This window comes from Tepidibacter aestuarii (assembly GCF_934924865.1).
In the GTDB taxonomy this organism is placed as follows: domain Bacteria; phylum Bacillota; class Clostridia; order Peptostreptococcales; family Peptostreptococcaceae; genus Tepidibacter_A; species Tepidibacter_A aestuarii.
Genome location: NZ_OW235315.1, coordinates 1,050,951 through 1,071,746, shown reverse-complemented (window position 1 = coordinate 1,071,746; position 20,796 = coordinate 1,050,951). Strand labels below are relative to the sequence as shown.

The 20,796-nt window shown below is 29.5% G+C and carries 23 protein-coding genes and 1 other annotated feature; of the genes, 3 read left to right on the top strand and 20 right to left on the bottom strand.

Annotation, left to right across the window (positions count from 1 at the left end; translation table 11 throughout):
• Positions 1 to 2: 2 nt before the first annotated feature.
• The 10 genes from M2214_RS05115 to dapF form a co-directional block, all read right to left on the bottom strand.
• Positions 3 to 752 (bottom strand): DUF116 domain-containing protein, encoded by a 750-nt coding sequence (locus M2214_RS05115; protein WP_248483459.1) that lies wholly within the window; start codon positions 750 to 752, stop codon positions 3 to 5.
• A 1-nt stretch (position 753) separates the two neighbouring features.
• Positions 754 to 1,686 (bottom strand): methionyl-tRNA formyltransferase, encoded by a 933-nt coding sequence (gene fmt / locus M2214_RS05110; protein ID WP_248483457.1) that lies wholly within the window; start codon positions 1,684 to 1,686, stop codon positions 754 to 756.
• Positions 1,687 to 1,703: 17 nt separating this feature from the next.
• On the bottom strand, positions 1,704 to 2,156 hold the full coding sequence (gene def, locus M2214_RS05105) for a peptide deformylase (protein WP_248483455.1): 453 nt from the start codon (positions 2,154 to 2,156) through the stop codon (positions 1,704 to 1,706).
• Positions 2,157 to 2,168: 12 nt separating this feature from the next.
• Positions 2,169 to 4,628 (bottom strand): primosomal protein N', encoded by a 2,460-nt coding sequence (gene priA, locus M2214_RS05100; protein WP_248483453.1) that lies wholly within the window; start codon positions 4,626 to 4,628, stop codon positions 2,169 to 2,171.
• A gap of 69 nt (positions 4,629 to 4,697) precedes the next feature.
• Positions 4,698 to 5,894, bottom strand: a complete 1,197-nt coding sequence (coaBC, locus tag M2214_RS05095; RefSeq protein WP_248483451.1) for a bifunctional phosphopantothenoylcysteine decarboxylase/phosphopantothenate--cysteine ligase CoaBC — start codon at positions 5,892 to 5,894, stop codon at positions 4,698 to 4,700.
• A gap of 4 nt (positions 5,895 to 5,898) precedes the next feature.
• Positions 5,899 to 6,153: a DNA-directed RNA polymerase subunit omega gene (gene rpoZ, locus M2214_RS05090; protein ID WP_248483449.1), complete on the bottom strand. Its 255-nt coding sequence runs from the start codon at positions 6,151 to 6,153 to the stop codon at positions 5,899 to 5,901.
• A gap of 1 nt (position 6,154) precedes the next feature.
• Complete coding sequence (gene gmk / locus M2214_RS05085; RefSeq protein ID WP_248483447.1) at positions 6,155 to 6,769, bottom strand: guanylate kinase; 615 nt, start codon at positions 6,767 to 6,769, stop codon at positions 6,155 to 6,157.
• A 14-nt stretch (positions 6,770 to 6,783) separates the two neighbouring features.
• Complete coding sequence (gene remA, locus M2214_RS05080; protein ID WP_248483446.1) at positions 6,784 to 7,053, bottom strand: extracellular matrix/biofilm regulator RemA; 270 nt, start codon at positions 7,051 to 7,053, stop codon at positions 6,784 to 6,786.
• Positions 7,054 to 7,064: 11 nt separating this feature from the next.
• On the bottom strand, positions 7,065 to 7,946 hold the full coding sequence (locus M2214_RS05075; RefSeq protein ID WP_248483444.1) for a YicC/YloC family endoribonuclease: 882 nt from the start codon (positions 7,944 to 7,946) through the stop codon (positions 7,065 to 7,067).
• Positions 7,947 to 8,777, bottom strand: a complete 831-nt coding sequence (dapF, locus tag M2214_RS05070; RefSeq protein WP_248484770.1) for a diaminopimelate epimerase — start codon at positions 8,775 to 8,777, stop codon at positions 7,947 to 7,949.
• Between the two features lie 191 nt (positions 8,778 to 8,968).
• Here dapF and M2214_RS05065 point away from each other — a divergent pair, with 191 nt between their 5' ends.
• A complete protein-coding gene (locus tag M2214_RS05065) occupies positions 8,969 to 10,774 on the top strand; it encodes an Rqc2 family fibronectin-binding protein (RefSeq protein WP_248483442.1) in 1,806 nt (601 codons plus the stop codon).
• Between the two features lie 89 nt (positions 10,775 to 10,863).
• On the opposite strand, the gene M2214_RS05055 is transcribed toward M2214_RS05065, so the two are convergent.
• From M2214_RS05055 to M2214_RS05045, 3 genes are all read right to left on the bottom strand, one after another.
• Positions 10,864 to 12,318 (bottom strand): (2Fe-2S)-binding protein, encoded by a 1,455-nt coding sequence (locus M2214_RS05055; RefSeq protein ID WP_326521606.1) that lies wholly within the window; start codon positions 12,316 to 12,318, stop codon positions 10,864 to 10,866.
• Positions 12,319 to 12,450: 132 nt separating this feature from the next.
• A complete protein-coding gene (locus tag M2214_RS05050; RefSeq protein WP_248483440.1) occupies positions 12,451 to 12,828 on the bottom strand; it encodes a VOC family protein in 378 nt (125 codons plus the stop codon).
• A gap of 307 nt (positions 12,829 to 13,135) precedes the next feature.
• Complete coding sequence (locus M2214_RS05045) at positions 13,136 to 13,492, bottom strand: winged helix-turn-helix transcriptional regulator (RefSeq protein ID WP_248483438.1); 357 nt, start codon at positions 13,490 to 13,492, stop codon at positions 13,136 to 13,138.
• A 199-nt stretch (positions 13,493 to 13,691) separates the two neighbouring features.
• Here M2214_RS05045 and M2214_RS05040 point away from each other — a divergent pair, with 199 nt between their 5' ends.
• Positions 13,692 to 14,096 carry a pyridoxamine 5'-phosphate oxidase family protein gene (locus tag M2214_RS05040; protein WP_248483436.1) on the top strand — a complete coding sequence of 135 codons (405 nt, stop codon included), beginning with the start codon at positions 13,692 to 13,694 and terminating at the stop codon, positions 14,094 to 14,096.
• 220 nt (positions 14,097 to 14,316) lie between these two features.
• A complete protein-coding gene (locus M2214_RS05035) occupies positions 14,317 to 14,799 on the top strand; it encodes a DUF1097 domain-containing protein (RefSeq protein WP_248483434.1) in 483 nt (160 codons plus the stop codon).
• A gap of 82 nt (positions 14,800 to 14,881) precedes the next feature.
• Here the strand turns inward: M2214_RS05035 and M2214_RS05030 are convergent, their stop codons facing one another.
• The 7 genes from M2214_RS05030 to trpS all read right to left on the bottom strand — a co-directional run bounded on the left by M2214_RS05030 (position 14,882) and on the right by trpS (position 20,483).
• Complete coding sequence (locus M2214_RS05030; RefSeq protein ID WP_248484767.1) at positions 14,882 to 16,078, bottom strand: uracil-xanthine permease family protein; 1,197 nt, start codon at positions 16,076 to 16,078, stop codon at positions 14,882 to 14,884.
• 160 nt (positions 16,079 to 16,238) lie between these two features.
• Positions 16,239 to 16,775, bottom strand: coding sequence for a bifunctional pyr operon transcriptional regulator/uracil phosphoribosyltransferase PyrR (gene pyrR / locus M2214_RS05025; protein ID WP_248483432.1), 537 nt, complete (start codon positions 16,773 to 16,775; stop codon positions 16,239 to 16,241).
• A 164-nt stretch (positions 16,776 to 16,939) separates the two neighbouring features.
• On the bottom strand, positions 16,940 to 17,848 hold the full coding sequence (locus M2214_RS05020) for an RluA family pseudouridine synthase (protein ID WP_248483430.1): 909 nt from the start codon (positions 17,846 to 17,848) through the stop codon (positions 16,940 to 16,942).
• An 11-nt stretch (positions 17,849 to 17,859) separates the two neighbouring features.
• On the bottom strand, positions 17,860 to 18,291 hold the full coding sequence (gene lspA / locus M2214_RS05015) for a signal peptidase II (protein ID WP_330651552.1): 432 nt from the start codon (positions 18,289 to 18,291) through the stop codon (positions 17,860 to 17,862).
• A gap of 220 nt (positions 18,292 to 18,511) precedes the next feature.
• Positions 18,512 to 19,018, bottom strand: coding sequence for a TraR/DksA C4-type zinc finger protein (locus M2214_RS05010; protein WP_248483426.1), 507 nt, complete (start codon positions 19,016 to 19,018; stop codon positions 18,512 to 18,514).
• A gap of 10 nt (positions 19,019 to 19,028) precedes the next feature.
• A complete protein-coding gene (locus tag M2214_RS05005; protein ID WP_248483424.1) occupies positions 19,029 to 19,307 on the bottom strand; it encodes a DUF5665 domain-containing protein in 279 nt (92 codons plus the stop codon).
• A gap of 171 nt (positions 19,308 to 19,478) precedes the next feature.
• A complete protein-coding gene (trpS, locus tag M2214_RS05000; RefSeq protein WP_248483422.1) occupies positions 19,479 to 20,483 on the bottom strand; it encodes a tryptophan--tRNA ligase in 1,005 nt (334 codons plus the stop codon).
• Positions 20,484 to 20,553: 70 nt separating this feature from the next.
• Positions 20,554 to 20,760: a binding site (T-box leader), on the bottom strand.
• Between the last annotated feature and the right edge of the window lie 36 nt (positions 20,761 to 20,796).

Sequence of the window (20,796 nt, the reverse complement as noted above, 5' to 3'; positions counted from 1 at the left end):
TACTAATTACCTCCTAAGAAAAATTTAATGGCATCTTCTATATCTTCAATATCTATTTCTGTATTAAAACAAGGTCCATTTGGTCTTTTGTTTAGTATACCTATTACGTGAAACTTAGATACATCCTGTATACCACTAGTTAAGTCTCTCTCACACGCAATAGCTATTACAGCTTTTGGTTTGTTCTCTATTATTATCTTTCTAGCTAGAGTTCCTCCAGTTGCAACAAAGGCCTTCACATTGTATTTTTGCTTTAGTTTAACTAAATCCTCAACATTACACTGTCCACACTGTCTACAATTTTCTATATCATTTGTAACCTTATGTTTACAAAAGTTTTTTTGTAAGCAGTGAGGTGTTATAAGCATTATATCCTGTGCTTTAAAGCGGTATTTATTAGCGTATATATATTTATTATTTAAAATTACATACACCTTTCTAATATCATTTTTAGGTATACCAAATATTTTAGTAGTAACAATTATAAGAGGATACATTAAGTTGACTATAATCAAATTAATTTTCATTATACTCTTACTTATTTTTTTATCTTTCAAAACAAGATAAGATACCATTGATGATAGTATTATTATAATTATCATTATCATAATTAGTATATTTAATAGTGTAATACTTATATTTACAAACTTCATATCCTCGCTATAAATCACAAAGTTGACTAGTTTATATACAAGTGCAAAGAATAAGGCTATTACACTCATTAAATATATGAATTTTCTTTCATTGTTCATATTATTCACCCAGTACTAATGTCTTATCTATTTGATTTCCTCTTATATAATCTTTAACTTGCATTCTTTTTTTACCAGGCATTTGAATCTCTTTTATAAGCAAATTAGTAGTGCCTGTTGATACTTCAATTCCATCTTCTGTCACATCTATTATGCTACCAGCAGGTTTATCTGAAGTTGATTTAAGTACCTTTGATGACCATATTTTCATAGTATCACCATTGTACTTTGTAAATGAACTTGGCCATGGATTAGTACCTCTTATAAGATTGAATATGTTCTCACATTTATCATCCCATTTTATATTTCCAAGACTTTTATCCATTATAGGAGCATAGCTAGATTTTGAATCATCTTGCTTTTCTCTTTTAAGATTATTATCCTTTAATAATTTTAAAGTATCTCTTAATACTTCTCCTCCAAGTGCACACATTCTATTATAAAGCTCACCTGCAGTCTCATCATCACCTATGTCAAGCTTTGCTTTTAATACCATATCTCCTGTATCAAGACCTTCATCCATATACATAGTTGTAATACCTGTAGTTTTTTCTCCATTTATAACAACCCAGTTTATAGGAGCTGCACCTCTGTACTCTGGTAGTAAAGATCCATGAACATTTATACATCCATACTTAGGTATATCAAGTATTTCTTTTGAAAGTATTTGTCCAAATGCAACAACTATTATAACATCAGGATTCATATCTTTTAATATTGATACAAATTCTTCAGACTTAACTTTTTTAGGTTGATACACTTGTATTCCATGCTTTAGTGCCTCCTCTTTAACAGCAGGCATGCTCATTTTCTTTCCTCTTCCTTTAGGTTTATCTGGTTGAGTTACTACTCCAACAACATCAAACCCTTCTTCTATTAACGCTTTAAGTGATGGTACTGCAAAATCTGGTGTTCCCATAAATACTGCTCTCATCTATCTCACCTCTTTAATTATCCTTGAAGTTTACCTTCTACCTTATCAGTAAATAAAATACCTTCTAAATGATCTATTTCATGGCAAAGTGCTCTAGCTAATAATCCTTTACCTTCTATTATAAATTGCTCTCCATCTCTATTAAAAGCTCTAACCTTTACATTATCAGGTCTAGTTACTTTTCCAAACTTACCTGGAACACTTAAGCAGCCTTCATCATCAGACTGTTTTCCAGATGCCTCTATTATTTCAGGGTTTATAAGTTCTATTACTCCTTCTCCTATATCTATAACTACAACTCTCTTTAATATTCCAACTTGAGGAGCAGCAAGACCCACACCATCTGCGTGCTTCATAGTCTCTGCCATGTCATCAAGTAATGTTATTATCTTAGAATCTATTTTATCAACTTCTCTCGATTTTTTTCTTAAAACCTCGTCTCCGTCTTCTCTTATATTTCTAAGTGCCATTTGAATTCCTCCCTATAATATATTAAATGGATTTATATCTATACTTATATTTATATCATTATCAAATATAAATTCCCTTTTTTGTACACATATATACTTTATTATACTCTTTAACAGTTTTATTTCAACATCTAAATCCTTAGCAAGTATTTGCCATCTGTAATTTTGATTTATCTTGGATATGATACACGGATTTGGTCCTAATATAAAGTCAAATGAATTATGTCCTTTTTTTCTAAGAAGGTAAACAATAGAGTCATAAAGCTTTTGAATATTATTTATAACTTTCTTTTCGTTTTTACCATATATAACTACACTTATCATATTGTCAAATGGTACGTAATTAAAAGCCTGCCTTATTCTTATTTCATCATTATAAAAACCTTCAAAATCATGCTCTACAGCGTATTTTATTGCATAATGATCTATATCATAAGCTTGAAGTATAACCTTACCACTCAAATCTGCTCTTCCTGAACGACCTGCAACTTGACTTATAGTTTGAAATGCTTTTTCAGAACTTCTAAAGTCAGGAATTTTAAGAGTCATATCTCCACATAAAATTCCAACTAATGTTACATGTTCAAAATCAAGACCCTTACCTATCATCTGTGTTCCTATTAATATATCCGCATTTCTATTTTTAAACTCATTTAATATCCTCTCATGAGCACCTTTTTTGGATGTCGTATCTTTATCCATTCTTAAAACTCTAGCATCTTTAAAATGACTTTTTATTTCTTCTTCTATCTTTTGAGTACCTATACCAAACTCTTTTATATAACTACTACCACAGCTTGGGCATTGACTCAATTTACTTTCTTCAAACCCACAATAATGGCATTTCGCAATATTAATACCCTTGTGATAAGTCAGTGATATTTCACAGTTTGAACATTTAAATGTATATCCACATTTTCTACAAGATATAAAACTTGCATATCCTCTTCTATTCAAGAATAATATGGTTTGATTATTATTTTCAAGATTGTTTTTTATCTCTTCATATAACCTTGCACTAAATATAGTTTTATTTCCTTTATCAAGCTCATCTCTCATATCCACTACTTCTATTTTAGGCATTTCTTTATTATTTGCCCTTTTTTTAAGCTGTATCAATTCATATTCGCCTATTTCTGCTTTATAATATTCTTCTACTGGTGGTGTTGCTGATCCAAATATCAATGTTGCATTTTCTATTTTAGATATGAACTTAGCAACCTCTATAGCAGAGTATTTAGGATTTGAATCTGATTTATACGAGTTTTCATGAAACTCATCTATTATTATAACACCTAAGTTATTACATGGAGCAAACAAAGCCGATCTTGCACCTATTACGATTTTGGCTTTTCCTTCTTTAACTCTCCTATATTCATCGTATTTTTCACCACTAGAAAGTTTACTATGAAAAACAGCTATTATATCACCAAAACTATTCTTAAATCTTGCTATAGTCTGAGGTGTTAAAGAAATTTCAGGAACTAAAACTATACTGTCTAAACCTTTAATCAAAGCTTCTTTTATTATATTTATATAAACTTCAGTCTTACCACTACCCGTTACTCCGTGAAGTAAAAACGGTATTTTATTGTAATCATCAATAGAATACCCTAGTATTTTTAAAGCATTTTTTTGTTCATCATTTAAATCTATATTTTTTTCTTTTATTGTATAGTCTGATTTAGGTTTTCTATAATAATCTAGTTTTTGTATATTTATATATCCTTTTTTTTTCAATGAATCTATTGAACTTTTAGTAACATTTAATATGTTCATAACATCATTTACTTCTGCATTAGTATTATACTTTAAAAATTCTATAATTTGAGCTTGCTTAAATGCCCTTTTTTTATTTAATGATTCTATCAAATCATCTATATTTGATTCAACATTTAAACTTATGTTCTGAATATATTTTTCATTTTTTATGCTCTTATATTCCCAGTGTATATCTAATACTTTTTTATCTTTTAACCTCTTTATAGTATTATTGACACTCTTTCCAAATTTAACTACGAGCTTGTCTATTTTTATTTCATTCTTATTATTCTTTATTTCATCTATTAAAACCTGTTCTTTTGAGCTGATATTGTCACATTCACATGATATTAATTTTACAACCTTGTAATTAGTAATCCTAATGCCTTTAGGATATATACAGTTTATAGCATCCATAAATGTGCATATATATTCTTCTCTCATCCACTTTACAAGTTCTATATCTCTTTGCTTTAATATAGGGGCTTTATCCAGTATATCTATAATTTCTTTTACTCTAAAATCCCCATCTTTATAAGGTGATATATCAAATACAAATCCCTCTATAGGCTTGTTAGTTCTTCCAAAGCTTATTAAAACCCTATGTCCTATTTGTATTTCATCAATTAAAAATTCAGGAACCTTATAAGTATAAAGTTCATCCGTATGAGTAGAATTGTTATTGACTATAATTTTTGCATATTTTTCCATGAACTACACCTACTTTATAATATAAAAGTCCAATATTATTTTAAATAATATAGGACTTTTATAAGATAACTATTTTGATAACATCTTTACTTTATCTAATATAATATTAGATATTTCGTACTTCTTCATTTTAGGATATTCTTGTATATTTCCATTTTTATCTATTATTTTAACTATATTAGTATCAACACCAAAGCCTGCACCTTCTTGAGTCAAATCATTTGCCACTATAAAATCTAGATTTTTCTTTTCTATTTTTTTCTTAGCATTTTGAATTAAATCATTGGTCTCTGCTGCAAATCCCACTAATATTTTATCTTTTTTTATTTTTCCTATTTCTTTTAATATATCTTTATTTCTACCTAATTCTAGAATTAAATCATCATCAGATTTTTTAATTTTTTTATCAGATATATTTTTAGGCTTATAATCAGCAACTGCAGCTGATTTTATTATAATATCATTTTTATCTAAATTATCTACAACAGCCTCATACATTTGTTTAGCTGATTCTATATGTATAAATTTAGAAACTCCCTTAGGTATACCAAGGTTTGTCTTTCCAGATATTAGTGTAACATTGGCTCCTCTTTCTATAGCCATTTGAGCTATTGAATAACCCATTTTTCCACTAGATCTATTAGTTATATATCTTACAGGATCTATGTTCTCTATAGTCGGTCCAGCTGTTATTAATATATTTTTATCTGTTAAATCTTGTTTTAGTGTCAAAAGATTGCATACTTGTTCAACTATACTCTCAGGTGAAGCTAGCTTTCCTTTACCTATATCTCCACAAGCCAATCTTCCTGATTCAGGCTCAACAAATTTATATCCAAGTTCTCTAAGTTTTGATATATTATGTTGAACTATTCTATTTTCATACATATTTGTATTCATAGCAGGAGCTATCAAAACTTCAGCTTTTGTAGCCATAACAGTAGTAGACAGCATATCATCTGCTATTCCATTAGATACCTTGCCTATTATATTGGCAGTTGCAGGAGCTATTAAAAATAAATCTGCCCACTGCGCCAACGATATATGCTCAACATCCCAAGTTTTTAATTCATCAAACATATCTACAACCACAAAATTTTGACTTAATGATTGAAATGTTAATGGTGTTACAAATTCTGCAGCTGATTTTGTCATTATAACTTTAATATTTGCATTTAATTTTTTTAATCTACTTACAATATCACACGCTTTATATGCAGCTATTCCACCTGATACTCCAATAACTATATTCTTTGAGCTTAACATTTTTTTACTCCTCTTTGTTTTCTACTTCTACAGGTTCTTCTTTTCCTTCATTTTCTATTTCTTCAGCAGTCATAGGTCTATAGTTTATTTTATCTTCATATACTTCTTGAGTAGCTATATCAACAGGCTTTATTTCTTTTGTTTTTACTAATTCTTCATCACCTTCTATTAAGTGCCTTGCTCTCTTAGATACAGCTATTACTAGATTGTATCTATTGTCTATTTTCTTTAAAAGATCGTTTATTGATGGGTATAACATATTATAATTCCTCCTTAAATTTCTTTATTATATTATTTTTGTATCTACATACTCTGTTCTTTTCTGCATTAATTATGTTTTCAAGTTCACCAGTTGACTGATCAACATCTTTATTCATTATGAAATAGTGATAGTTTTCAATCTTCTCTATTTCAAACATAGCACTTCCAAATCTTTTCTTAATATCCGCTTCAGTTTCTGTACCTCTTCTTACTATTCTATTTTTCAATTCATCCAGCGATGGAGGAAGTATGAATACGAATACTCCATTTGGATATCTATCCTTTACACTCATAGCTCCTTGAATGTCTATTTCAAGTAAAACATTTTGACCTTTATTTAAAGTATCAAGAACTGTTTGTTTTGGTGTTCCATAGAAATTATCGTATACCTTAGCATACTCTAGAAATTCATCATTTTCTATCATATTTTCAAATTTTTCTTTAGATATGAAATGATAATTTATTCCATCTACTTCACCTTTTCTTGGCTGTCTAGTTGTAGCAGAAACAGAAAGATGTATATCTTTATTTCTACTCAAAAGTTCTTTGCATATAGTTCCTTTTCCAGCTCCTGATGGACCTGAAACTACTATTAAAAGTCCTTCTCTATTCATTTGTATCTTCCTTCCTATTCTTCGTGATTATGATAATACTCTTCTTTTAATTCAAGTCTATGTGCCACTGTTTCTGGTTGAACAGCAGAAAGAATTATGTGCTGGCTATCCGTTATAACCACAGCCCTAGTTCTTCTACCATATGTTGCATCTATAAGCATTTGTTTTTCTCTTGACTCTTGGATCATTCTTTTTATAGGGGCAGATTCAGGGCTAACTATAGCTACTATCCTATTTGCTGAAACTATATTTCCAAATCCTATATTTATAAGTTTTATTCCCATTTGTATTTCTCCTATTCTATGTTTTGAATTTGCTCCCTGATTTTTTCTAATTCGCTTTTTATTTCAACTACAAGCTCAGTTATTTTTAAATCTGAAGATTTAGAACCTATTGTATTTACTTCTCTATTCATTTCTTGAATTAGGAAATCTATTTTTCTACCTATCAATTCATTTAAGTCTATGTTTTTTTCAATTTGCTTTATATGACTTTTAAATCTAACAAGTTCTTCTGTTATACTGCTTTTGTCAGCATATATAGCAACTTCCTGTGATAGTCTAGACTCATCTATTTCAATAGAATCCTTAAGTAGTTCTTTTATTCTATTTTCAAGCTTATCCTTATATTCAGAAACTACATTATATGAATTTTTCTCTATTTCATCAATATGTTTTTCTAAAAGATTGCATCTTAATTTAATGTCCTGTGCAAGTCTTTGTCCTTCTACCTCTCTCATATCTCTTAAATTTATAAGAGCACTTTCAACTGCTTGCTTTAAGCAATTCCATATAGCTTTTTCATCATCTTCTTTTTCTTCTATTTTTATTACTTCCGGAAACTTAGCTATGCTCATAACAGATATATCATCTTTTACATCAAACTCTTTTTTTATCTTCATAAGTTCATTATAATACTGAGATGCAAGATTTGAATCGAGTTTTAAATTCATATCAGATTCTCCTATTATCTCATATCTTACGAATATATCTACTCTACCTCTTTTGATGTAATTTTTTGCAAGCTTTCTTATATCCTCTTCTAAGAAGGATATTTTTCTTGGAATTTTAACACTTATATCGGTATACTTGTGATTTACACTTTTCGCTTCTATAATGAAATTAAATTTTTCATTACTATTCTCACCTCTACCAAACCCAGTCATACTAATTGCCATTTATTTACCCTCCAATAATCCTTCGCATATTTTAACAGCCGGTCCATTCATATATACTGTATCATCTACAAGTTCTATAAAAAGCTTTCCACCTTCTGATTCTACATTTACTTTATCTGATACCAGTCCTAAGTATTTAGATATTACAACAGATGAGCATATTCCTGTTCCACATGCTAGTGTATATCCGCAGCCTCTTTCCCAAGTAAATACCTTTATATTATATTCGTCTATTATTTGAACAAAGTTTACATTAGTTTTCTGAGGAAATATATCTAGCTCTTCGATTTGCGGACCATAATTTAATATAAATTCCTTATCCATTTTATCTACAAATACAACACTATGCGGTACTCCTATTAATATCGATGATATATTTATACTCATACCATTTATATCTACTTTTTCATTTATAAAAATGTCCTTGTCAGTAGTTACAGGTACAGCTTTTGGATCAAAAGTCGCTTTTCCCATATCTACCTTAATATTTTCTATTTCATCATTTTTAACATCTATGCTAATATTTTTTATCCCATCCAGGGTTTTTACTTTAAACTCTGTTTTGTCTATAAGTTTATTGTCATATATAAATTTTGCAAAGCATCTTATTCCATTTCCACACATCTTAGCTATTGAACCATCTGAATTATAATAAACCATTTGAGCATCAGCATCATCTGTTTTTTTGTAAACTAAAATCCCATCTGCTCCTATTCCAAAATGTCTGTGACAAACGTGTTTTGCAAATTTAGAATAATCATCTATAAGATATGTTTCTCCATCTATTGCTATAAAATCATTTCCAGCTCCATGTAGCTTCCAAAATTTAATCATCCAATTTACCCCCTTAAAAGTTTATTATATATTAATTTTTATTAAAATAAACAAATTCCCGCTCAAATGTTACGATTTTGTAATATTTAGCTTTGATCACACAACTATTAACTTGTATTTGTATAATTTTATGAGATATACTATATAAGAATAAATGTTTAAACACATTAAGAAGGGAAGGTTTAATAATGGCATTAGATGGATTAGTTATAAACTCATTAGTTAAAGAACTTTCATCTCAATTAGTAGATGGTAAAATAGATAAGATATATCAACCAGAAGAAGATGAGCTTCTTTTTAATATAAGAAACAATGGTACTAACTATAAATTATTGATGAGCGCCAACAGCTCAAACCCAAGAGTTTACACTACAAACTCTTATAACAAAAAAAACCCTATAAAAGCTCCTCTATTCTGTATGCTTTTAAGAAAGCACATACAAAATGGAAGGATAGTAAAAATAGAGCAACCTGGTTTTGAGAGAATAATAAAGATAACTATAGAATCTTTAGATGAGCTTAAAATAAGAAAATCAAAAGATTTAATAATAGAGATAATGGGAAGACATAGTAATATAATACTTGTAGATAATGAAGAAAATAAAATACTCGATTCTATTAAAAGAATACCTCTTAGTGTCAGCCGATATAGACAGGTTCTTCCTGGTCAAAAATACATAAATCCACCATCTCAAAACAAGTTAAATCCAGTGGATAATATAGATGAAAAAACATTCATAGATACACTTTTGAATTCTTCTAAATCCGAATTATATAAATCAATATATTCTTCATTTGAGGGTATCAGCCCTGTTATAGCAAAAGAAATTTGTACTAGAGCAAATTTGGATATAGATATTAATATAAATCATATAGATAGAAAGGACTTCAAATCATTATACGAAATATTCAATAGATTATTTAGCCAAATAAAAAACAATATCTTCTTCCCTTGTATAGCTATAGATAAGAGATTAAACAAGATTATCGACTTTAGTTGTATAAAGCTTACTATGTTTAATCATTACTCTTTTATAGAAAATGATAGTATAAACTATATACTTCAAACTTATTATTTAGAAAAAGATGTTAAGGAGAGAATACATCAAAAATCTCAAAGTCTTAGAAAAAGTATATCCAATAAATTAGATAGACTATATAAAAAATCTAAAAAACAAAAAGAAGAATTATTAGAATCTAAAAGTGCCGATAAATATAAGATAAATGGTGAACTTATAACCGCTTATATATATATGATACAAAAAGGCATGGATGAAGTTGAAGTCGCAAATTTTTATGATCCCAATAGTAAGAATGTAACTATAAAACTAGATAAAAGATTGACGCCTTCTGAGAACGCTCAAAAATATTTTAAAAAATACAATAAGCTTAAAACCGCTTTAGTGGAGATAACTGAGCAACTTAAAATAACTGAAGAAGAACTAAATTATCTTGAAAATATAATGCTAAGTATAACAAATTGCGAAAGTATAGATGAGCTAGATGAAATAAAAGAAGAACTTATTAAAGTGGGTTATGTTAAAGGAAAAGCTAAAGATAAATCTAAGAAAAATAAAGAAAAAAATATTTTAAAGACTGCCCCTTACGAGTTCTTATCTTCAGATGGATTTAAAATATTCGTTGGTAAAAACAATAAGCAAAACGACTATTTAACATTAAAAATGGCTACAAACATTGATATGTGGCTTCATACAAAGGATATACCTGGATCTCATGTTATAATAAGATCTGAAGGAAGCGAAATTCCTGAGTCTACTATATTTGAAGGCGCAATGCTTGCTGCTTATTACAGCAAAGGAAAGATGTCTTCTAAGGTTCCTGTTGATTATACATTGAAGAAAAATGTTAAAAAGCCTAGTGGCGCAAAGCCGGGAATGGTTATTTATGAGACTAATAGTACTATGTATGTAACTCCTCTTGAAGAAGAAATAGTTAAGATACAAAATAATGTTGAAGTAAATTCTGAAGAATAAACATATCTAAATTAATAAAAGATAGCATTGATTTTAGTCAGTGCTATCTTTATATATATACATAATATGACTGGAAATATGTTATTAAATTACTTGTTTGTATCAATTATATTTTGTATTAAAGCTTTACACTTTCCACAATTAGTACCCGCTCCTGTTAATTCTCCAATTTTTTCAACTGTATCTGCTCCACCTTTAACTGCATCAACTACAGCTTCAATAGAAATATTATTGCATCCACAGGCTAATGATAATATTTTTTTTATATCTTCAATACAATTGCCGCAACCCGTTCCTGCTCCTGTAATTTCTTCTATTTCCTCTATAGTACGAGCACCACCAACCATTGCTTTCCTAATATCACCATAACTAACTTGTTTACAATGACAAATAATTCTATTTACAGGTATAAGAGAAGCTGTTACATAAAGATTTCCATCACTTCTAAGAGAATGCATTGTTCCCGCGGGAGCAATAAATACATCCCCTACCTGTAACTCAACTTCCTTATCTGCTAATACTCCAAATCCTGAACCTTTTATACAATAAAATACTTCATCTTGAGTTGCATGTTCATGGAGAGGAACTTTTGTATCAGAATCGATGTGATATACCTTTGTTTCAATAGCTTCCTTTATAGCATTTAAATCCATACTTTCACTCCTTATCACGTTATTACTGCCTTCCCTATTCATACTTCTAAATTCTCTAGGATTAACGCCTGTATATTTTTTAAAAAATCTTGTCAGATTAGATGATTCTGTAAAACCGACTTCATTGGCAATTTCACTTATACTCTTTTGTTCAAAGGAGAGCTTAAGTTTTATTTTTAAAATAAGTTGTTGAATAATATATTGCTTTGCTGACATATCAATCGCTTTTCGTGTCATTAAATTAACTGTCTTTTTGGAAACATGCATCATATTAGCATAGCCTTCTACAGTTTTCTCTTTATTAATATGTTCTTCAACTAATTCAGTAAACTTTACAAAAATTTCATTTTTGCTCTGTTTTGATGTATCTTCTCCTAAGATATTGTTTAATATTAATAGTGCGAAGGTTCTAAAAGCTGAAGCGATTACATTGTAATCTATAATACCATATTCATTTGTGTACATATCATGTATTACATCTAAAAGTTTTATTAACGTTGAAGTATATAAATCCATAAAATTAATATATGGGTTCATGTAGCTTTGCTTAAACAAATCTTTGACTTCAGAAGTATTATTACTTAAAAATTCACATAAAAAACCCTCTGTAAACATGATTAAATACCCCTGTACATTATTAAACTCATTATATCTATGAATACGATCCTTTGAAATAATTAATATTTCGCCTGCTTTAATGGTGTATTCTAAAAAATCAACTTCATGAATACACTTACCTTCAGTAACAAAAATCAAAGTGTAAAAATTAGTACGAAAATACTTTCTTATGAAAGAGGTATTAGCAGATTCAAAAAAACTTTTTAAGGATATAATTTCAAAACCTTTATTTTTTTTGTTATTTTTAAATTCAATCTTTTCTACCTTGTTCATATTATCTCCTTAGTATTGCAGTAATCCACTGTAAAATTTAATTTGAACACAACCATCAACAACACCTAATAATCTTCTTTATAGTAAAGCTAAAATGTTATTTAAATTTAGGTTGTCTTATGCTGTAAGTTTTTATCCTCTAAATTCTATCAATTCTTCATCAGGACCGATAAACACTACTCTACGCCATCCTTTTTCTCTTATCTCTCTTGCTCCAACAGGGTGAGGCTTAGTATCAACAGGAATACCAGCATCTATTAAACGGATATAATCCTCGTCAAAATTATCACTCTCAAGACAGAAATGAAATCCTTTATTTATCGAGCCATTCGGTATGTGTATCAGCTCTAAAGTCGTATCTCCTAGTTTAAGATAAACTATTTTTTCTACTGTTTCTATAGGCACATCATGTTCATAATATTTTTTAAAGCCAAAATGCTCTTCATAAAAATTTATAGATTTAGTTCTATCCTCAACAATAAATGCTATATGGTCGATGCGCTTAAACATAGAGTATTCCTCCTAATAATAATTTTAATTGATTTTTTAAATGTATAATTTTATATATCCAAAATAATAATGTAGTAATACTTTCAGCAATAACAGAACAGCATAGTCTAACAAGATTACCTCTATGCACTAAGAGACTACACTTATTATATAATCTTTTCCTCAATTCCATAATGTTATTATTAGACCAAAAACAATCATAACGAAACCTTTTAATATTAGTAGGAATATATTGATAATCAAATAACACCCAAATATCACCATTCACTAGGTAAAATATAAGGGTGTTGTTTAAAGTAATGATATTTTATATTGATTTTTCATAAATTGTTTTTTGTTTTCTTGCATTCATCTGCTCTTTATAATTTTCTCCCCATTCCCACATAGAATCAAGTATTGGTTTAAGACTACTTCCTATTTCAGTTAGAGAGTATTCAACCTTTGGTGGCACTTCGGCATAGACTTTTCTCTCAATGAGCCCATCTTCTTCCATAGAACGTAATTGTTGAGTAAGAACTTTTTGACTAATTGAGCCTATAGATTTTTTTAATTCTCCAAAACGCTTAGTTCCATTTATAAGGTCTCTTAATATCAGCACCTTCCACTTATCTCCTATAAGTGTAAGAGTTATTTCAACTGGACAAAGTGGTAATTCTTTCTTCACAAAATCCCCTCCTATTAGTTACCTCTAGGTACCTATAGTACTTTCAAGTGCTTACTTGCACTAATATACTATAGCATTTATTATATACACGCGGCCACTATAAATTAACCCAAAACAGTTAAATAAAAATTTCATTAGCACCTTTAAGTACTTCAAAATGTATAAAATAATATATTACTTTTATAAGGAGATGTTAAATATGAAGGAAGTAGTAAATTTTTTAAGTGAAAACCCAGTACAATATTTTGCAACAATTGGATTAGATAATAAGCCTAAGGTGCGCCCTTTCCAATTTATGCTTGAGAAAGATGAAAAGCTATATTTCTGTACTAGCAATCAAAAAGATGTTTTTGCACAACTTAAAGAGTGTCCATATATTGAAATTACAACTTCAAGCCCAACATTTGCATGGATTAGATTAAGCGGAAAAGCTGTATTCTCTACTGATGTAGAAATTAAAAAGGCTGTACTTGAAAGCAGTAACCTTGTAAAATCAATATACCAAACACCAGAAAATCCAACATTTGAAATTTTCTATCTAGAAGATTCACAAGCAGTTATCTGTGACTTTTCTGGAAATCCTCCTGTAGAATACACTCTATAGTTGTTACTATAAATATAAGATAATCTGTCAATAAGTCCTGAGTGTTTTCATACATACAGGTCTTATTAATTTAATCTTAAAATCTTATTGATGAAATATTAAATTTCTAGCTTTCCACTTTAAAATATAATTCCTTAATTCAAAATTTTCTTTACATTATTCATACTTTACTGTTATAATATATTTTCCTAATATATTTATTAGAGAAAGGATGATTATTGTGAGTGAATTATTGTTAGCTTCTTTATTTTCAGCAATTTTGGCCTTTGCTTGGTCTAATATAAGTGCTTTAGGTGGAATATTTGTGTGGGTTGGTTTTGCTGGTTGGACTAGTTTTTGTGTGGCAGATGAAACCGATTCCATTAAAAAGATGATCAAATCTTATACATGCAATTTAAGTGGCGTATTCTGGGCAAGTCTTACAATTTATATAAGTTCGCTAATAGATATCCCTATGATCACAAACTTACTTACATGTGGATTTGTAACAGTTATATTAATTTATCAATCTAGATTCAAAATGTTTTCTTGTGTACCTTGTACTTTTATAGGTTGTTTCATAACATTTGGTTTAAATGGAGACTTTAAAATGGCAGCTATAGGGCTATTATGTGGTTCTATTTTAGGTTATCTATCTGATAAAGCTGGCGTTCTAGCTTTTAAAATCAAAACCTCTGATTCAGATGTAAAAAAAGTTGCTTAAAAAATTATATATTTTTTGATAATCAACATAAAAAAGAACTACCTACAAAATATAGGTAGCTCTTTTAATTTTATCAATCTTTTTATATCGAATTTCTATTAAGTACTCTATTTAAAACTATCCCTACTATAGCTGCAAGGCTAAGTCCTGTTATTTTAACAGTTTCAGTTACTGGTATTCCTATTGATATTCCTTTACCTTGAAGATAGTTTGTTCCAAATCCTATGATTAGTATAGATCCCATTGTTATTAAATTAGATGCTTTAAATTCTATATCGCTATTTTTTACTGTCTTAACTCCTATTATAGCTATCATAGAGAACAACATTAAACTTATTCCGCCCATAACTGGTGTTGGTATTGTTCTTAAAACTATTCCAACTTTGCTTATACATCCAAGTGTTATGGCAAACACAGCTGTTATTCTAAGTATAGATGGATCGTAGTTTTTAGTTATTGCAAGTACTCCTGTATTTTCTCCATACGTTGTATTAGCAGGTCCTCCTATGAATCCTCCAACTATTGTTGCAAGTCCATCCCCTATTAATGTTCTGTTAAGTCCTGGATTTTTTATGAAGTCCTTTCCTACAACTGCTCCATTAGTTGTTACATCTCCTATATGCTCCATGAAAACTGCTAGTACTACTGGTGCTATTATTGCTATTGCTCCTATATCAAACTTAGGTAATGTGAAGTTTGGAACCATAACCCAAGAAGCTTCTTTTATAATATTTGTATCTATCAGTCCTAAGCTAAGTGATAGTATATATCCTGTTGCTACAGCTATTAGAATAGAAAGTTGCTTTATAAATCCTTTTGCGAATAATGTTATTAAAAGTGCAGTAGATAAAGTTGCTATTGCTACTATAAAGTTTCCTGATGCCATTCCAAATGCAACCGGTATAAGATTAAGCCCTATTACAACAATCATAGGTCCTGTAACTTGTGCCGGGAAATATTTTTTTACTTTTTCAATCCCAACTGTTTTAACTATTAAAGACATAAGTATATATATCATTCCAGCTACTATTATTCCACCTTGTGCATAAGCTAAATCTCCATTATATAGTTCTTTAACTGTGATTATTACAGGTATGAATGCAAAACTTGATCCTAAGAATACAGGAACCATTCCCTTTGTGACTAAGTGGAATATTAAAGTTCCAAGTCCTGCTGATACTAAAGCTACCGATGGATCAAATCCCGTTAAGATAGGTACTAAAACTGTCGCTCCAAACATTGCAAATAAGTGTTGTATCGCCAGTATAGCTTTTTTCAGATTTTCATTAACACCTATATTTTTTTCTACTATAGGTGTTTCAATAGACGTGTTTAATACTTTCTCTTGCATAAAAATACCTCCTTCATTTTTTAAGGAGGGAGAATATAATCTCCCCTTTTCAGCATCTCTGTACTGATTTAAAAGGTCAAAACATTATTTATTTTTCATTTATAGAAACATAATCTTGACCATCAATTTCACTAAAATTAACACTTATAATTTCTTCATTAGATGTAGGTACGTTCTTTCCTACATAGTCAGCTCTTATAGGAAGTTCTCTATGTCCTCTATCTACAAGAACTGCTAGTTGTATAGATTTTGGTCTACCTATATCCATTACTGCATCCATGGCAGCTCTCACTGTTCTACCAGTGTATAATACATCATCAATCAAAACTACTTTTTTGTTATTTATATCAAAATCTATGTCAGTTCCATTAAGTATAGGGTCTACATCTGGTTTAGTTAAATCATCTCTGTACAAAGTTATGTCTACCTTCCCTATATTAATTCCTTTTTCTTCTATAGATTCGATTTTTTTTCCTATTCTATCGGCAAGAGGTACTCCTCTTGTCTTTATTCCAACTAACACAATATCTTCTATACCTTTGTTTTTTTCTATTATTTCATAACTTATTCTAGTTATAGCTCTTGCTATAGCTTTATCATCCATTAATTTAGCTTTTTCCTTCAAGAATTACACCTCCACAATATATAAAAAACTTCTCACCCAAAGGCAAGAAGTTATAATACGCATGTAAAACGTAATTAATTTACGTATAATCCTTGCCAGTCTCTCTGTACTGTAATTAAAGGTTTGTTATTCACTTTTTTAAAATTTTATCACCTTAACTTATTTTAGTCAAGTATATTTAACATTTTTTCAAAATAATCGGGAAGATTCGAGTTAAATTCCATATACTCTTTTGTAGTAGGATGTATAAATCCTAATGTTTTAGCATGTAGCATTTGTCCATTTAATTTAAATTTCGAATTTTTTGGTCCATATACAGGGTCTCCCACTAATGGATGTCTTTTACTAGCCATATGAACTCTTATTTGATGAGTTCTACCCGTTTCAAGCTGAGCTTCCACATAAGTGTATTTTTCAAATCTTTTCAATACTTTAAAGTGGGTTACAGCCCTTTTGCCACCTTCAACTATTGCCATTTTAAGTCTATCAACAGGATGTCTTGCAATAGGTGCATCAACAGTCATAGTATCTTCTTTTAATACTCCATAACTTATCATATGATATTTTCTAGTTATAGTGTGCTCTTTTAATTGCTCTGATAAAAAATTGTGTGCATTATTGTTCTTTGCTATCATCAAAAGTCCAGATGTATCTTTGTCTATTCTATGAACTATTCCCGGTCTTATAACTCCGTTTATAGAAGACAAATTATCCCTACAATGATAAAGTATAGCATTGACCAATGTACCAGTATAATTTCCCGGTGCAGGATGGACAACCATTCCCTGTGGCTTGTTTACTACCAATACATCATCATCTTCATAAACTATATCTATATCTATATTTTCAGCCTCAACCTCTAATTCCTTAGGCTTTGGTATATTTAAATTTATTTTATCATTTATCTTAGTTATGTATCTAGACTTTTCTTTCTTATTATTTACAAATACATTTCCTTCTTTTATAATCTTTTGAATATACGACCTTGACATATTATCAAATTTACTTGATAAAAAAACGTCCAATCTCATACCTTCATTCTCTTCATTTACCTCAAATTTTACTTGCTCCATATATCCCGCTCCTACTCTTTGTCAAATATTATAATGTACGAAAGTAGTATTCCTCCTATTACAACACATATATCTGCCATATTAAATACTGGCCATACTATAAAGTCAAAAAAGTCCACTACAAAATTTAGTCTTATTCTATCTATTAAGTTCCCTATGGCCCCTGCTAGTATAAGTACTAATGATACTTGATATAATCTGCTGATATTTTTATTAGTTCTTAGATAGTATACGATGAATGAAACTACCACAAATGCTACCAAAATGAAGAACCACTTTTGATTTTGAAGCATTCCAAATGCTGCTCCTCTATTTTCAACATATGTAAGATTAAACATATTATCTATAATAGTTATGCTTCCTATCTTCGATAAAAAATTAAGTGCATAATACTTTGTAACTTGATCTAGTAATACTAAGAATACAAATAATGCTATATTCAATTTCATACCCCCTTATAAAGTGAAACTTAATTCAGATGTAGTTTTTATTCCAACTGAATTTTTAGTTGCGTAAGTATCCGTTGGGTAAACTAATCCAGAAGCTGTTAAGTTCTTATCTCCAGCCTTAAAAGGGTGGATCCTTAGAACTTTTAGCTTTCGGATAATCTTTTACCAGTAGAATTATATCACAAAATGCCATGGATATCATCCATGGCATCAATTAAAGCTCATCATAATCTAAATCTAATCCTCTATATCTATTAGTCCTTTCAAGACCTTCTACCAATTCACTATAAAAATATTCACTCTTAGTAAAAGTATCTTCTTCTACCTCATCAAATTCTTTTTTATGATCTTTTGAACAACTAGAGCACAGAAGAGTTTCAGGAATTATCTCAAGTCTCTCTGAATCTATATCTTTACTACACTCTTCACACTTGCCGTATAAACCTAAATCTATTTTTTCAAGCGCTTTATTTATATTGTAAAGTCTTATAGATTCACCTGTTTTAAGCTTTAAATCCATCTCTCTCATAAATAGTTCTGTTCCCATGTCAGCAGGATGATTGTCATACCCAGAAAGTTCTCCAGTGCTGTCTTTAACACTTGAATTTTTAAAACCATCTGTAGCTACAGTATCATCCTCAATTTCCTCTATTAAATTAGCAACCTTTTCTTTTTCCTTTAAAAGAATTTGTCTATAATACTCCATATCACTTTTGTTCATTTTTTTCCTCCTATCTATAGTTCTCAATAATGTCTAAAAGTTTGGCTATGTATTGGCCTATTAAAGGAAGGTTTACCCAACTATGTAGTATATATGCAACTACAGCAGCAAGAAGTGTAAGTCCTATAGCGGTTCCGAACCCTTTAGCAAGTCCCGCTATAAAATTTAAATAAATAAGCCTCTTCGGATTATTTATCATATCTGTATATTCTCTAATCCTGCTTTTATCTAGACTTTGAGCCAAATCATCTATTTTTTTTTCTATTTTATCTAATCTATCTTCCTTCAATTAGTTTTCCCCCTATTTAATTATTTATCCTAAACTTAAGAGTTTTTAGATTATACTTAAATATAATGTTATGAAGTATTATTTCAAAATTTTTCAAAAAAAATTCGTATAATTCCTATATTTAATAATATTTAAAAATAGACTGTTGTAAAACAACAGTCTATTTTTTTATTAAATAAATTTCCTTGGAACAAGTCCAACCTTTTTATACACTTTTCTTAAAGTCTTTCTAGCATTCTGCTCTGCTTTATTAGCTCCCTCAGCATATATTTTTTCTAAATAATCTTTATTATTTAATAAATCATTGTACTTTTCTCTTACAGGTCTTAATGCTTCAACTATAACTTCAGCAGTATCTTCTTTAAATTGTCCATACCCCTTTCCTTCGTACATAAGCTCTATTTCTTGTATTGATTTTCCTGATAATTTAGAGTATATGTTCATAAGATTTTTAATTCCAGGTTGTTCATCTAAATATCTAACTACTCCAACAGAATCAGTAACAGCTCTTTTTAACTTTCTAACTATAGCATCAGGCTCTTCTACCATTAGTATAGATGCATTTGGGTTATCATCTGATTTTGACATTTTCTTTGTAGGCTCTTGAAGACTCATAACCCTAGCTCCAACCTTAGCTATATAAGGATCCGGAACTTTAAAAGTTTCGCTATATCTATTATTAAATCTTTGAGCTAAATTTCTAGCAAGTTCTAAATGCTGCTTTTGATCTTCTCCAACTGGAACTAAATCAGTTTGATATAGTAAAATATCTGCAGCCATTAATACTGGATAAGTAAATAAAGCAGCATTTAAGTTAGCCTCACTTTTTTGAGATTTTTCCTTAAATTGAGTCATTCTGTTTAACTCTCCCATATAAGTCATTGTATTTAAAATCCATGCAAGTTCTGCATGTGCACTTACATGTGATTGGATAAATATAGTATTTTTTTCAGGATCAAGTCCACTAGCTATATATTGAGCAAGTGCTTCAATAGTATTTTTTCTTAAAGTTTTTGCCTCTTGAGGAACTGTTATAGCATGAGAATCTACTACGCAATAATAGCAATTGTATTCATCTTGAAGATCTACCCAGTTTTTAACTGCCCCTATATAGTTTCCTAGTGTAAGTCTACCAGATGGTTGAGCTCCACTAAATATTATTTTCTTATCACTCATAATATACCTCCTAATTTATCTAAAGTTTAAATTATAATTTACTTATATATAAAAACTCGCCTCTAAATAATTTAGAGACGAGTAAATTCCCGCGGTACCACTCTTATTGACATTTGTCCACTTATTATCCTCTAACGCAGGATTTGCGTCAAACCCTAATATTATTTCAGGTTCAAACTCATAAGTCCATTCAATATAAACATCTGTATTAGGCTTTCACCACCCCTAAATCGCTGAAACATAGTTCATATCTACTAATCTTAATCATAGATTTATAAATATAAAATTATACATTCAATTATATATCTTTTTT

Bases quoted from the DNA above. Each gene is read 5' to 3' on its own strand.
- fmt (WP_248483457.1), bottom strand. From the start codon at position 1,686: ATGAGAGCAGTATTTATGGGAACACCAGATTTTGCAGTACCATCACTT.
- def (WP_248483455.1), bottom strand. From the start codon at position 2,156: ATGGCACTTAGAAATATAAGAGAAGACGGAGACGAGGTTTTAAGAAAA.
- M2214_RS05020 (WP_248483430.1), bottom strand. From the start codon at position 17,848: ATGGAGCAAGTAAAATTTGAGGTAAATGAAGAGAATGAAGGTATGAGA.
- M2214_RS05010 (WP_248483426.1), bottom strand. From the start codon at position 19,018: ATGAACAAAAGTGATATGGAGTATTATAGACAAATTCTTTTAAAGGAA.
- trpS (WP_248483422.1), bottom strand. From the start codon at position 20,483: ATGAGTGATAAGAAAATAATATTTAGTGGAGCTCAACCATCTGGTAGA.
- M2214_RS05075 (WP_248483444.1), bottom strand. From the start codon at position 7,946: ATGGCAATTAGTATGACTGGGTTTGGTAGAGGTGAGAATAGTAATGAA.
- M2214_RS05040 (WP_248483436.1), top strand. From the start codon at position 13,692: ATGAAGGAAGTAGTAAATTTTTTAAGTGAAAACCCAGTACAATATTTT.
- M2214_RS05115 (WP_248483459.1), bottom strand. From the start codon at position 752: ATGAACAATGAAAGAAAATTCATATATTTAATGAGTGTAATAGCCTTA.
- remA (WP_248483446.1), bottom strand. From the start codon at position 7,053: ATGGGAATAAAACTTATAAATATAGGATTTGGAAATATAGTTTCAGCA.
- M2214_RS05065 (WP_248483442.1), top strand. From the start codon at position 8,969: ATGGCATTAGATGGATTAGTTATAAACTCATTAGTTAAAGAACTTTCA.
- priA (WP_248483453.1), bottom strand. From the start codon at position 4,628: ATGGAAAAATATGCAAAAATTATAGTCAATAACAATTCTACTCATACG.
- rpoZ (WP_248483449.1), bottom strand. From the start codon at position 6,153: ATGTTATACCCATCAATAAACGATCTTTTAAAGAAAATAGACAATAGA.
- coaBC (WP_248483451.1), bottom strand. From the start codon at position 5,894: ATGTTAAGCTCAAAGAATATAGTTATTGGAGTATCAGGTGGAATAGCT.
- gmk (WP_248483447.1), bottom strand. From the start codon at position 6,769: ATGAATAGAGAAGGACTTTTAATAGTAGTTTCAGGTCCATCAGGAGCT.
- M2214_RS05055 (WP_326521606.1), bottom strand. From the start codon at position 12,318: ATGAACAAGGTAGAAAAGATTGAATTTAAAAATAACAAAAAAAATAAA.
- M2214_RS05050 (WP_248483440.1), bottom strand. From the start codon at position 12,828: ATGTTTAAGCGCATCGACCATATAGCATTTATTGTTGAGGATAGAACT.